This is a genomic window from Streptomyces sp. NPDC050448 (assembly GCF_040655295.1).
Classification (GTDB): Bacteria; Actinomycetota; Actinomycetes; order Streptomycetales; family Streptomycetaceae; genus Streptomyces.
Window position 1 is genome coordinate 236,422 of the sequence record NZ_JBFAJR010000006.1, and the last position, 12,707, is coordinate 249,128.

A 12,707-nucleotide genomic window follows, 5' to 3' on the forward strand; every position below is an offset into this window, starting at 1 on the left:
TCGCGGAACAGGGGCGGGGACTCTGACGGGGTCTGCAGAGGCGGGAGCTCCCTGCGCGGGCAGCAGCCGGTCGTGGCTCCCGCAGGTGCGGGAACGGGGGGCGCGGTGGATCGTGGGCAGGGGAATCCGGGAGGAGGTTCCGCCATGCGCCGACCGCCCCGACCGCCCCGGCCACGCCTGCCGCGCCGCCTCCGAAGCCCCCTGGCGACCCTCGCCGTCCTCACCCCCGCCCTGCTCGGCGCCGCCCTCGGCCCGGGCGGCTCCGGCGAGACGATCCCGCTCTCCGGCAATGAGCCCGGCCGGCACCTCGACGTCACCCTCACCCGGGTCGTCGACCCGGCGGATCCCGCGCCCCCAGGCTCCGACTCCGACTCCGACCCGGATCGACTGGTCGCCGTACAGCTCCGGCTGGAGAACACCGGGACCGCCGCGTACAAGGACTCCCCCGCGAAGGCCTCGCACCTGCTGGACTCCGACGGGCAGCGGTTCACCGGCTCCAACACCACGACCACCGCCGGTCCCGCCTTCCCCGACACCGTCACCCTCGCCCCCGGCGACTCGGCGCTCGGCTTCGTCACCTTCCGCCTGCCGAACGACGCCGGCCTCGCCGCGGTCCAGTTCGCCCTGAACGCCGGCCTCGCCGATGACGTCGGGCACTGGAGCCTCTCCTAGCGGAGCGACGAGAACGGCCTGGGCGGCGCGATGTTGTGGTCCCTGGACGCGGACACCGCCGACGGCGAGCTGATGACGGCCGTCGACCGGGGCCCGCACGGCCGCTGACCGGCCACGAGACCGGCGCCGCGGGCCGCGGAAATCGAACCGGCCCGGCGGCGTCCCACCCGTACGCTGCCCGCCATGAGGAACACGACGGTACGGGCGGTCAACCGACTCACCACGCGCTGGGTCCGACAGGCGGTCACACAGGACAAAGGCACCATCCTCACGGCAGCCGGAGTCTGGCCCCTGCTGGCCTTCCTCGCGGACGGTGCGGGCGGCCCGGCCCGCACCGAACTCGCCGAAGCCCTCGGCATACCCGCCGACGCCGCGACCGAGACGGCCCGGGAGCTCCTGACCGACCTGGCCGGCGTACGAGGCCTCCAGGCGGCCACCGGACTGTGGACCAGACCGGAACTCCCTCTGCACGCACCATGGCTGACCGCCCTCCCCGGCGGCACCCACGGCACCCTGACCGGCGACGAGGCCACCGACCGCAAGGCACTCGACGGGTGGGCCGAGCAGCAGACCGGCGGGCTGATCGAGCGGATGCCTGTCGATCTGACGAACGACACTCTGATGGTCCTCGCCTCGGCGCTCGCGTTGCGGCTGAAGTGGATCCAGCCCTTCTGGCCCGGAATCGTCGAACCGTCCGAAGGGCCGTGGGCCGGGCGCTCGGCACTCGGGCTGCGCCGCAGCACCTCCCTGCTGGACCGTGCTCGGGTGGCGCAGACGCCGGCCGGCCCCGTCACGCTGCTCGAAGTGGTCGGCGACGGCGGGGTGGACGTCCACCTTGTGCTGGGCGAGTCCACCACCTGCCCGGGCCAGGTACTCGCCGCCGGCATCGCTGCCGTCACCCGGGCCGTCCCCTCGACGGGCGCGAGTCTGCTCCCCGGGGGAACCCCGGGGCCGGGCCTGCGCATCGGGACGGTCCGGTCGGCGGATCCCGAAGCCTCTCTGTTCATCAAGACGGTGGCCTTCGATGTCAGGGCGGACCACGATCTCCTCGACCACGCCCTGCTGTTCGGCCTGCACACCGCGACGAACACCGGCTCCGGGCACTTCCCCGGGATCAGTTCCGAGCCCCTGGCCATCGGCTCGGCCCGGCAGTCCGCGATGGCCCGTTTCCGCGCCGAGGGCTTCGATGCCGCGGCCGTGACCGCCGTCGCTGCGGTCGCGGGCTGCGCCCTCCCCCGCCTCCGGTACCGGGTCCGCCAGGCCGCGGTCTCCTTCGACCGCCCGTTCGGCTTCCTCGCCGTCCACCGCACGTCCCGCCTGGTGCTGGCCGCAGGCTGGGTCGCGGACCCCCTCCCGTACGAGGAGGAGCAGAAGGAGGAGAAGACGGACGAGGAGAAGCGGGCCGAGGAGGAGCAGGACGAGGACGAGCAGGACGAGGACGAGCCCGAGGTGGATCCGGCGACCGGCCGCTGAGCCCGTACGCTGCCCGCCATGAGAGCCGGGCCCCATCGACCGCCCGTTCGGCTTCCTCGCCGTGCACCGCACCACCCGCCTGGTGCTCGCCACCGGCCGGGGCACGGATCCGGATCCGCTGATCGCCCCCGGGCGTCGCGTGTCCGGCGTGGGCTCCCGGCCATGGAGCAGGCAACGGTAGGGGCGATCGACCGCCGGCCCGCCGCACGCCGACCGGGCAGGCGGTGACCGGCGACGAGGGAACCGCCCTGAGGACGGCCGGGATCCGGCTCCTGCCGGCCTTTCGACGGCTTCGGGGCGGCCGCCGTCCACCGCACCTCCCGCCCGACCACCCGGTTACCCTCACGCCATGACCTCCGAAACGATCACCGCGGCAGCATCCGGCACATGGCGGCTCGGCGACCTCACCGTCCGCCGCATCGGCTTCGGCGCCATGCGCCTGACGCACCTCGCCGACGGCTCCCCCAGCGACCGCGAGCGGGTGACCTCCGTACTGCGGCGGGCCGTCGAGCTCGGCGTGAACCACATCGACACCGCTGCCTTCTACTTCTCCCCGTCACGTTCCGCCAACGAGCTGATCAACCGGGCCTTGGCCCCGTACGCCGACGACCTCGTCATCACGACCAAGGTCGGGCCGGGCCGGGACTGCGCCGGGGAGTGGTGGTGGGCCACGCCCGAGCAGCTGCGCGGGCAGGTCGAGGAGAACCTGCGCCAGCTGGGCCGGGACCACCTGGACGTGGTCAACCTGCGCATACCGCGCCGCGAGACCACCGGTTCGATCGCCGAGCACTTCGGTGCGCTCGCCGAGTTGCGTACGGCCGGGCTCATCCGCCACCTCGGCGTGTCCAACGTACGGCCCGATCACCTCGCCGAGGCCCAGGCCATCGCGCCCGTCGTGTGCGTGCAGAACCCGTACGGGATCGGCGCCCCGGCCGAGGACCACGCCTTCCTCGACGCGTGCGGGCAACAGGGCATCGCCTTCGTGCCGTTCTACGCGATCGCCGGCTCGGGCAAGGAGGCCGGGGTGATCACGGAGGACTCCGAGCAGGTACAGGCCGTCGCCAGGGCCCACGGCGTGTCGGCGGCGCAGCTGCGGCTCGCCTGGACCCTGAACCGCGGCCCGCACGTCCTGGCCATCCCGGGCACCGGGAACCCCGACCACCTGGTCGAGAACATCGCCACCGGCGCGCTCCGGCTGCCCCCGGAGGAGATCGCACTCCTCGAAGGCGCCTAAGGGGGTGGGCGGCGGCCAGCGCCGCCGTCTCGGGGAACGCGGGGACGCGTCCGGTGCCTCCGCGCCCGGACACCGAGAGGGAGGCGGCCGCCATGCCGTACGCGACGGCGTCGGCGAGGCGGTCGCCCAGGGCGAGCCGGGCCGTGGCCGTTCCGGTGAAGCAGTCCCCGGCTCCGGTCGCGTCGACCGGAGCCGGGTGACGGGTACGGGGTGGTGGTCCGCCCGCGTGCCGTCGTCGAGCAGCAGCCGGTCGGCGCCTGCGGTGACGACGACGGTACGGGCGCCGAGGGCCCGATAGCGGGCGGCGGCGGTGCGCGGGTCGCGGGCTGCGACCAGGGCCTGCGCGTCGGCCGGGCAGGAGGTCTTGAGCAGACCGGTCAGCGGGGCGATCCGGGCCAGCAGTTCCCGGGCCTCGGTCCGACCGGTCAGGCGGGAGCGGTAGTTGGGGTCGTACGAGACGTGCCCGCCGGCGTCGTGCACGGTCTCGGCGGCGGCCACCACCGCATCGCGGCCGGTCGGGGACAGTGCGCCGGTGATCCCGCTGGTGATGAGGGCCTTCGTGCCGGTCAGCAGTCCCGCCAGGACTCGATGTGCCGGAGGGAGAGGGTGGAACCGGCGCTGCGGGTGCGCCAGCAGACGAAGGCCCGGTCGCCCTCGGTGTCGGAGCTGATCGCGAGCGCGGGGCTGCCGCGCCGCACGCCGAAGACACTGACCAGCCCCGAGGCGCTGCTGGCGGAGCTGGAGGCGGTCCGCGCCAGGGGCTTCGCCGTGGACGACGAGGAGAACGGGCCGACGATCCGGTGCATCGGCGCCGCGATCCTGGGCCCGGCCGGCCGGCCGATCGGCGGGGTCAGCGTCACCACGGTCACCTTGATCGTCTCCCGCGAGGAGATCGAGGCGTACGCGCCTGCCCTGCGCGCGGCCACGGAGGCACTGGCTCCGCTGCTGTGAGCCGCCGGGAGCCGGTGTGAATCGCCGTGCGCTGCCGCAATCTGCCGTGCGCTGCTCTGATACGAAAGGGGTCCCGCGTCCGGATGTGGACGCGGGACCCCTCACCGATCGGCCCGGTATCCGCTCAGCCCCGGGGCGCGGCACCGGCCAGGGCGCCGGCCCGGCCGTCCGGGCCGACGGCTGCGCCCGGACCGGCCGAACCGCCCCGGCCCCGCGCGGCCCCGACCAGCAGAACCACCACGGCCGCGAGGGCCACCACCGCGGCCAGCGCCCCGGCGACCCCCAGCGTCAGCCCGTCGGGCGAGGTCAGCGCCTGCCCGCGCAGGGCCTGCCAGACGGTCAGCCCGACCAGCCCTGCGTACCCGAGCCCGGCCACCAGTACGAGGCGCGGCCGCACCCCCGCGTCGGCCGCCCATCCGTACCGCCGGGCCGCGAAGGCGAGCGCCAGCGCCACCAGCGGCAGCACCTGGAGCGCGTGCATGCCGACGAAGTGGGCGATCCGCAGGTCGCCCCCGGTGGACTCCCAGCCGGTGACCGGCATGTGCGGCCCGCCGTCCGTGATCCCGACGCTGTGCGCGCCGGCCGTGCCGGTGATCCGCCCCGACGACTGGGCGCTGGTGGGCTGGGTCATCAGGAACCCGACGGACAGCCCCGCCAGCCCGATCACCGAGCCGAGCCGGATCGCCCACTGGGTGGCCCGGTCGGCGAGCGGCTGGCGCCACAGCACCACCGCCATGAGCAGGGTGGCCAGCCACAGCACCACCACCGTCATGCCCATCAGGCCGTACAGGGCCGCATCCGTTGAGGTCTCGGTGTTGAAGTGGCTGCGCTTGCCGCGCACCACCTGCCCCACGATGATCACCATCTCCACCACGCTCGCCGCCACGACGACGATCCCGGCCCACCAGCTGGTGCGCTGCCATCGGGTGAGCAGCGAGTGCATCCAGGCCAGGGTCAGCCCGTACAGCACGAACGAGAGGGAGAACTTGAGGGGTCTGTGTCAGATCGGCGATCCGACGAGCATCCGGTCGTCCACGAGCAGCCCGACCCCCGAGACCAGGGTCATCACCCCCATGGCCGCCGTGAAGAGCAGCAGCGGCCGATGCCATCCTGCGCTATGGATCCGCATCCTACGATTCCCCCATAATGGATAGTCACACTGTCCATTTTCCGATAGCTTCACTATCCATAACGTGGTCCGCCACCGCAAGGCCCCGGCCCGTTCGAAAGAGAGAATTCACTTTGCGCATAGGAGAGTTGAGTCGCGCGAGCGGCGTTCCGGTGCCCACGATCAAGTTCTATCTCCGGGAAGGACTGCTCCCCGCCGGGGAGTTGACCAGCCCCAACCAGGCCCATTACGGCGAAGCCCACCTGCGCCGCCTGCACTTGATCCGCGCCCTCACCGACATCGGCGGACTGCCGCTGGCCTCCGTCGGCAAAGTGGTCGAGGCGGTGGAGGACCACGAGCGCCCGGTGCACCAGCTCCTGGGCGCGGCCGCCAGGACCGTGGACCTCGCCCTCCCCGACCCGGTCGACTCCGACGGCGCCGTACGGGTCCAGGCCCGGGCCATGGCCGACGAGCTGATCGCGCGGCGCGGCTGGGAGGTCAAACCGGGGCACCCGGCGGTCGAGGCCCTCACCGCCGCGATGGCCTCCGTCCTGTCGGTCGGACACGGGGACTATCTCGACTACCTCGACGAGTTCGCTGCCGCCGGGGAGCGGATCGCCGCCGCCGACCTCGCCTTCGTGGCCCGCCGGCAGCGGCCGGAGGACCTCGTCGAGCGCGTGGTGGTGGCCACCGTCCTGGGGGATGCCGTGCTGGCGGCGCTGCGGCGCCTCGCCCAGGTGGACGCCTCTGCGCGGCGCTACCCTCCACAGGCCCCGGAAAGTTCTTCAGATTCTTCTTCCGGATAACCGTTATCCGGGCCGCGCTCGACGGTCTCCCATGTATCGGGCATCATCGACCGCCGGTACGGACAGGGAAACCTCACATGACTACACAGCACACGGCAGCGCTGGTGGCAGCGGCCCGCGCGGGCGATCCCCGCGCGCAGGACGAGCTGGTCGGCACCTATCTGCCGCTCGTCTACAACATCGTCGGGCGCGCACTGAACGGCTCCTGCGACGTGGACGACGTGGTGCAGGACACGATGCTGCGGGCCCTCGACGGGCTGGGCACGCTGCGGTCGGACGACAGTTTCCGGTCCTGGCTGGTGGCGATCGCCATGAACCGGGTCCGGGCGCACTGGCAGGCCCGGCACAGCGCTCCCGGCGAGAGCGGACTCGAAGCCGCCTGGGAGCTGGCCGACCCGGGCGCCGACTTCGTGGACCTGACCGTCCTGCGGCTCCAGCTCGAAGGCCAGCAGCGGGAGACGGCCCGCGCCACCCGCTGGCTGGAGACCGACGACCGGGCGCTGCTGTCGCTGTGGTGGCTGGAGTGCGCCGGTGAGCTGACCCGTGCCGAGGTGGCCGCGGCCCTCGAACTGTCCCCGCAGCACACGGCGGTACGGGTGCAGCGCATGAAGGCGCAGCTGGAGTCGGCCCGGGTGGTGGAGCGGGCGCTCGGCGCACAGCCCCCGTGCGAGGGACTGCGGACGGTGACGGCCGGCTGGGACGGGCTGCCGTCGACGCTGTGGCGCAAGCGAATAGCCCGGCACGCCCGCGAGTGCGTGCGGTGCGCGGGACTGTGGAGCGGACTGCTCCCGGCGGAGGGGCTGCTGGCGGGTCTGGCCCTGGTACCGGTCTCGGCCGCCCTGCTGGCCGGCGTACGGTCGGCCGCGGCCGGCGGCTTCGCCTCGGCCGGCGCGCACTTCGCCCCGGCGGACGCGGCGTACGCCTCGGACGGCGGCGCGGCCGCCCAGGCGGGCGGCCTCGGCGGCACGGGAACAGGAACGGGAACGGGCTTCGACGGCACGGACTTCTCCGACGCCGCGACGCAGCTCACCCCCACCGTCTCCGGCCAGGGCGGCATACCGGACACCGCCCCCGGCGGCGGCCGCGGCGGCCGCCGCAAGCGCAGGCAGAGCCGCCGCCGCGCGGTCGGCGGCGCGGTGCTCGCCGCGTGTGTCGCGGGCGGCGGTCTCGCGTACCTCAGCGGGTTCCCCGGCTCGGGCGACAAGGACACGGGCGCCGCACCCGCCGCCCCTCTCTCCGCGCTGTCGGCGACCGACTCCGCCTCCGCGTCCCCCTCGGACCCGGCCTCGCCCTCCGCGTCCGCCTCCCCCTCCCCGTCGGCCTCCGCCTCGCCGAGCCCGTCCGCCGAGAGCCCGAGTCCGAGCCCGACGCCGACCAAGTCCAAGGCTCCGGCGCCGCGCCCGTCCGCGCCCGCTCCGGCGCCCGCCCCGGCTGGGGTCGCGGGCCAGGTCATCGCGCTGGTGAACTCCGAGCGCGCGAAGGCCGGCTGCGGCCCGCTGAAGGAAGACTCGCAGCTGCGGACCGCCGCACAGGGGCACTCCGACGACATGGCGGCCCGGAACTACTTCGACCACACCGATCCCGACGGCGCCGACCCGGGGAAGCGGACGACGGACGCCGGGTACCGCTGGTCGACGTACGGGGAGAACATCGCGCGGGGCCAGCAGACTGCGGCCTCGGTCATGGACTCCTGGATGAACAGCGCGGGCCACCGCGCCAACATCCTCAACTGCTCCTTCAAGGACATCGGCGTGGGCATCCACACGGGCCCGGGCGGCCCCTGGTGGACGCAGAACTTCGGCGCCCGGATGTGACCCCGGTGACGGATGCCGGCTGCGTGTTCTGCACGCTGATCGCCAAGGACGGCGCCCGCCGGGTGGCCCGCACCTCGACCCGGCTCGGAGCAGTCCGTTCCGCACTTGCACTTCCACGTGGTGCCGCCCCGGCCGGGCGTCGGCCTCTCCACCTGGCCGGCAAAACGGTCGCGCCGTCGCGTCGAGGGTGACCCGAACGCTCTGCTCGTACAGGCCCCACATGCTTCAAACTCCGTGCAGGATGGAGACTGGATCCGAAAGGGCTGATCAGAGCGGACGGAGAACGGCACATGGCGAAGAAGGAACTCCGTCCGCACCAGCGCGAGGCCGTCGACGCCGTGCTGCGGGCGCTCGAGCTGCCCGCCGGCGGCCGGGTGCCCGAGGCCGGGCTGCGGACCCAGGTGATCATGGCCACCGGCTCCGGGAAGTCCCTGGTCGCCGTGCGCTCCGCCGAGGAACTGCGGGCCGGGCGGGTGCTGGTCCTCGTGCCCTCGCTGGACCTGCTCGTACAGACGGCGACGGCCTGGCGGGAGGGCGGCCGGACCGGGCGGGCCCTCGCCGTGTGCTCGCTGCGCGGCGAGGACGCGGGGATGCCGACCACCACCGATCCGGCCGAACTGGCCCGCCGGGCCGGCCGGCCGGCGGACCGGGTGACGGTGTTCGCCACGTACGCCTCGCTGGGCCTCGGCACGATCGAGCGCGCCCATCTCGCCGGGCTGCCGGGCTGGGACCTGATCGTGGTCGACGAGGCGCACCGTACGTCCGGGCGGATGGGCAAACCGTGGGCCGTGGTGCACGACAACACCCGGATCCCCGCCGTACGGCGGCTGTACATGACGGCCACGCCCCGGGTCTGGCAGGACGGCGAGGAGCCGGAGGAGGGCGAGGAGGCAGAGGCAGGCGGCCCGCGGGGGCAGGGCGACCTCGTCGCGTCCATGGAGGACGACGCGGACGGCCCGTTCGGCGCGCGCTGCCACACCCTGTCCCTCGCGGAGGCCATCGACCGGGGGATCTGCGCCCCGTACCGGGTGGTGTGCGTGGACGTCAGCGATCCGGGGTTCCAGGCGGCCGTGCTGCTGGGCGCCGACGGGCGCTCGGACGCCGTGCGCGGGGCGCGGCTGGCGGCCCTGCAGGCGGCGCTGGTGAAGGCCGCGGCCGACCAGGGGTTCCGGCGGACCCTCGTCTTCCATCACCTGACCAGGGAGGCCGAGGCCTTCGCGGCCGGGCTGCCGGCGGTGGCGGAGCGGCTGCGGGCCGCGAGTGACACGCCGGAGCCGGTGTATCCCCGTACCGTCTGGGCGGACTGGCTGTGCGGACAGCACACGGCGGCGCACCGGCGCCGGGTGCTGGACGCGTTCGCGGCGGACCGGGTCGCCGACAAGGCCTTCCTCGGCAGTGTCCGGGTGCTGGGCGAGGGCGTGGACACCAAGGAGTGCGACTCGGTCTTCTGGGCCGACGTCCGGGGTTCCATGCCCGACCTGGTCCAGGCCGTCGGGCGGGCGCTGCGCATCCGGCCCGGGGAGGGCAAGGTCGCCTCGCTGGTGGTCCCGGTGCTGCTGGGGCCGGGCGAGACGCCCGAGTCGATGCTGACCTCGCGCTCGTACGGTGACCTCGCGCGGCTGCTGGAGGCGCTGCGGGCGCACGACACCCGGCTCGTCGAGGCGCTGGCCCAGCCGCAGGCGCCGAGCCGCAGGCGGGCGGAATCCGCGACCGACGCCGTGACGGGCGCCGGCATGCGGACCGGGGCGCAGGCCCTGCTGAGCTTCTCCACCCCGCGGGATCCGGCGCTGCTGGCGGCGTTCATCCGGCTGCGCGTCCTGCACCCGGAGCGCGAGCACTGGCGGCGCGGGGTGGAGGCCTCCCGGATCTACGCCGCCAGGGCCGGGGATCTGCGGGTGCCGTTCGCCTTCAAGGTGCCGAAGGCTCCGCAGGCCCCACCGGGTACGCAGGCCCCGCCCGGTACGCAGGCCCCACCGGGTACGCAGGCCCTGCCGGGTCCGCCGCCGGTCGCCGAGGCCTGGCCGCCCGGGCTGGCCCGGTTCCCGCTGGGCCAGTGGATCGCGGACGTACGGCGCACCCACCGCCGGGGCGCCCTCGGCCGGGAGCGGGTCGCGCAGCTGGACGCACTCGGCATGGTCTGGAGCCACTTCGACGTGGCCTTCGACGAGGGCCTCGCGGCGGCCCGCGGCTGGGCGGCGGAACACGGCCACCTGCTGCCGCCGGTGGAGGCCACCTGGCGCGGCGCACCGGTCGGGGTATGGGTCAAGAACCAGCGGGCCGCCGCCCGCCGCGAGGGCCCCGGGTCCCTGCCGGAGGAGCGCCGGGAGGCCCTGGAGGCCATCGACGCGTCCTGGTGCCCGGCCTGGGAGATCTCCTGGCAGCGCGCCTTCCACCTGACCCGCGTCCACCTCGACGCGGGCGGCCGGCTGCCGCTCGCCCCCGGCGAGGTGGTCGTCCAGGGCGAGGACCTGGGCCGGTGGGCCCGCGCCCAGCGGCTCGCCTGGGAGCAGCTGGCCTGGTCGCAGCGCTGGCTGCTGGAGCACACGCTCGGCGTGACCGAGGCGACCGCGGCCGAGCGCCCGCAGCCGCGGCGCACCCAGGCCGAGAAATGGGCGGACCACCTGGCTGCGGCCCGCCAGTTCCACGCCCGCGAGCACCACCTCCGGGTTCCCCGCAAGCACGTGGAGCGGGTCGGCGGCCGGGAGTTGCGCCTGGGTGCCTGGATGGCCAACCAGCGCTCCCGCGCGTCGGCCCTCGCCCCGGACCGGGTCGCGGCCCTCGATGCGCTCGGCATGCGCTGGTCGGCGTCCGCCTGAGCGGCGCCGGCCGGCGGCCGGCCCGCGTCCCGTCGACGAGGGAGCGCCGACGCGATCCGAAAGAGACGGCGGTACGGCGGTGCGCGATCCCCGCGCGCACGATGCGGACCCGCGGCGGCGGCCGCGACCGCCCGGCGGCGGACCGCGACCGCCCGATGGCGGGCCCGGGCGACCGGCGGCGGGACCGGGCGACCGTCAGTGATGGAACCCCGAGCGGGGCTCGGCCGCCCGGACCGGCGGGGGTGCGGCGGTGAGGTGTTCCACCGCCTGGTGCATGTCTGCGACGAGCAGGGCGATCTGGTCGCGGGTCACGCCGTGCCGGATCAGCACGCGCTGGATCACGGTGTCGTCGCGGTCGGCCGGCAGCGGGTACGAGGGCACCTGCCAGCCGCGCATCCGCAGCCGGTCGGAGAGGTCGTACAGGCTGAAGCCGGACGCGGCCTGGTCGGTGAGCCGGTAGGAGACGGCGGGGAGCCCGCCGAGGCCGTCGTAGAGCAGGGTGAACGGGCCCATGGCGGCGATCTCCCCGGCCAGGTACTGGGCGGTGGCGACGCAGGCCTCGTGGACGCGTTTGTAACCGGCGCGGCCGAGCCGTAGGAACAGGTAGTACTGGGCGATGACCTCGCCGCCGGGGCGGGAGAAGTTGAGGGCGAAGGTCGGCATGTCGCCGCCGAGGTAGTCCACGTCGAAGACGAGCTCCGCCGGCAGCAGGTCGGCGGTGCGCCACACGATCCAGCCGACGCCGAGGGGCGCGAGCCCGTACTTGTGCCCGGAGGTGTTGACGGAGGCGACGCGCGGCAGCCGGAAGTCCCACACCACGTCGGGGTGGAGGAAGGGCGCGATGAAGCCGCCGCTGGCCCCGTCCACGTGGATCGGGACGTCCCAGCCGTGCTCGGCCTGGATCCGGTCGAGTTCGGCGGCGATCTCGGCGACGGGCTCGTAGTCGCAAGTGTAGGTGACGCCGAGGATGGCGACGACGCCGATGGTGTTCTCGTCGATGTACTCGGCGAGCTGATGGGGGCGCAGCCCGGTGGCGTCGGGCTCGATCGGAACCTGGCGCAGTTCGACGTCGAAGTAGCGGGCGAACTTCTCCCAGCAGATCTGGACGGGTCCGCACACCAGGTTGGGCCGGTCGGCGGGGAGTCCCTGGGCCTGGCGGCGGGTGCGCCAGCGAAATTTGAGGGCGAGGCCGCCGAGCATGGCGGCCTCGCTGGATCCGGTGGTGGAGCAGCCGGTGGCCGCGCCGCCGGCCGGGGCGTTCCACAGGTCGGCCAGGATGTTGACGCAGCGGGCCTCGATCTCGGCCGTCTGCGGGTACTCGTCCTTGTCGATCATGTTCTTGTCAAGGCACTGGTTCATCAGGCGGTGCACGCCGTCGTCGGACCAGGTGGTGCAGAAGGTGGCCAGGTTCTGGGCCGCGTTGCCGTCGAGGAGGAGCTCGTTGCTGAGCAGCTCGTAGACCACCTCGGTGGGCGAGTGGTCGTCGGGGATCCGGTACTTGGGGAGGATCTGGCCGCTCAGCGCGGACGCGAACACGTCCGTGTCGGAGTCACCGGCGTTCGCGTCTTTCGTCTCATGAAGAGCCATATCCGGACTATAGGTGACCGATCATGAGAAAGGCGCCTCCTATCGCCTTGAGGGAGGATTTCGGACGCGCCACCGAGAGCTTCCGGTCGACTCCGCGGTGTGACGGTCCCCATAGGAGTCACATATGACCGGACAACTTACTGTCGAGTAGGCTTTTACTCGAAAATCTTCCCGTCCGGGCCACTGGAGCCGGCGCGGACGGGAAGATCGACCAACTGGTTCTATGCGCAACTTATCCACGCATGT

The 12,707-nt window shown here is 73.8% G+C and carries 10 protein-coding genes and 1 pseudogene; 7 read left to right on the forward strand and 4 right to left on the reverse strand.

The genetic code is table 11. The features are described 5' to 3' along the window. Positions 1–144 precede the first annotated feature (144 nt). From AB0I68_RS10945 to AB0I68_RS10955, 3 genes are all read left to right on the forward strand, one after another. Positions 145–672, forward strand: coding sequence for a DUF4352 domain-containing protein (locus AB0I68_RS10945; protein ID WP_363176911.1), 528 nt, complete (start codon positions 145–147; stop codon positions 670–672). Positions 673–855: 183 nt separating this feature from the next. After that, positions 856–2,145, forward strand: a complete 1,290-nt coding sequence (locus AB0I68_RS10950) for a serpin family protein (RefSeq protein ID WP_363176912.1) — start codon at positions 856–858, stop codon at positions 2,143–2,145. Between the two features lie 349 nt (positions 2,146–2,494). Next, entirely contained in the window at positions 2,495–3,379 is an 885-nt protein-coding gene (locus AB0I68_RS10955) for an aldo/keto reductase (protein ID WP_363176913.1), read from the forward strand. 109 nt (positions 3,380–3,488) lie between these two features. On the opposite strand, the pseudogene AB0I68_RS10960 reads toward AB0I68_RS10955, so the two are convergent. Continuing rightward, positions 3,489–3,539, reverse strand: a pseudogene (locus AB0I68_RS10960) (hypothetical protein); the annotation flags it as partial. Between the two features lie 50 nt (positions 3,540–3,589). Here AB0I68_RS10960 and AB0I68_RS10965 point away from each other — a divergent pair. Next, complete coding sequence (locus AB0I68_RS10965) at positions 3,590–4,330, forward strand: IclR family transcriptional regulator C-terminal domain-containing protein (protein ID WP_363176914.1); 741 nt, start codon at positions 3,590–3,592, stop codon at positions 4,328–4,330. A gap of 124 nt (positions 4,331–4,454) precedes the next feature. On the opposite strand, the gene AB0I68_RS10970 is transcribed toward AB0I68_RS10965, so the two are convergent. Further along, positions 4,455–5,300, reverse strand: a complete 846-nt coding sequence (locus AB0I68_RS10970; RefSeq protein ID WP_363176915.1) for a hypothetical protein — start codon at positions 5,298–5,300, stop codon at positions 4,455–4,457. A gap of 30 nt (positions 5,301–5,330) precedes the next feature. Further along, the gene (locus AB0I68_RS10975) at positions 5,331–5,459 is read right to left on the reverse strand and encodes a hypothetical protein (protein ID WP_363176916.1); all 129 of its coding nucleotides are present in this window, start codon (positions 5,457–5,459) and stop codon (positions 5,331–5,333) included. Positions 5,460–5,587: 128 nt separating this feature from the next. On the opposite strand from AB0I68_RS10975, the gene AB0I68_RS10980 reads away from it, so the two are divergent. The 3 genes from AB0I68_RS10980 (at position 5,588) to AB0I68_RS10990 (ending at position 10,874) form a co-directional block, all read left to right on the forward strand. After that, entirely contained in the window at positions 5,588–6,244 is a 657-nt protein-coding gene (locus tag AB0I68_RS10980; protein ID WP_363176917.1) for a MerR family transcriptional regulator, read from the forward strand. Positions 6,245–6,321: 77 nt separating this feature from the next. Beyond that, positions 6,322–8,058, forward strand: coding sequence for a sigma-70 family RNA polymerase sigma factor (locus AB0I68_RS10985; protein WP_363176918.1), 1,737 nt, complete (start codon positions 6,322–6,324; stop codon positions 8,056–8,058). A gap of 290 nt (positions 8,059–8,348) precedes the next feature. Further along, positions 8,349–10,874, forward strand: a complete 2,526-nt coding sequence (locus AB0I68_RS10990; RefSeq protein WP_363176920.1) for a Helicase associated domain protein — start codon at positions 8,349–8,351, stop codon at positions 10,872–10,874. A 195-nt stretch (positions 10,875–11,069) separates the two neighbouring features. Here the strand turns inward: AB0I68_RS10990 and AB0I68_RS10995 are convergent, their stop codons facing one another. Continuing rightward, positions 11,070–12,461 (reverse strand): glutamate decarboxylase, encoded by a 1,392-nt coding sequence (locus tag AB0I68_RS10995; protein WP_363176921.1) that lies wholly within the window; start codon positions 12,459–12,461, stop codon positions 11,070–11,072. Between the last annotated feature and the right edge of the window lie 246 nt (positions 12,462–12,707).

What these genes read in the sequence shown, in the direction of transcription:
- AB0I68_RS10945 (WP_363176911.1), top strand. Translation starts at nt 145, where the DNA reads ATGCGCCGACCGCCCCGACCGCCCCGGCCACGCCTGCCGCGCCGCCTC.
- AB0I68_RS10950 (WP_363176912.1), top strand. Translation starts at nt 856, where the DNA reads ATGAGGAACACGACGGTACGGGCGGTCAACCGACTCACCACGCGCTGG.
- AB0I68_RS10955 (WP_363176913.1), top strand. Translation starts at nt 2,495, where the DNA reads ATGACCTCCGAAACGATCACCGCGGCAGCATCCGGCACATGGCGGCTC.
- AB0I68_RS10975 (WP_363176916.1), bottom strand. Translation starts at nt 5,459, where the DNA reads ATGCGGATCCATAGCGCAGGATGGCATCGGCCGCTGCTGCTCTTCACG.
- AB0I68_RS10985 (WP_363176918.1), top strand. Translation starts at nt 6,322, where the DNA reads ATGACTACACAGCACACGGCAGCGCTGGTGGCAGCGGCCCGCGCGGGC.
- AB0I68_RS10990 (WP_363176920.1), top strand. Translation starts at nt 8,349, where the DNA reads ATGGCGAAGAAGGAACTCCGTCCGCACCAGCGCGAGGCCGTCGACGCC.
- AB0I68_RS10995 (WP_363176921.1), bottom strand. Translation starts at nt 12,461, where the DNA reads ATGGCTCTTCATGAGACGAAAGACGCGAACGCCGGTGACTCCGACACG.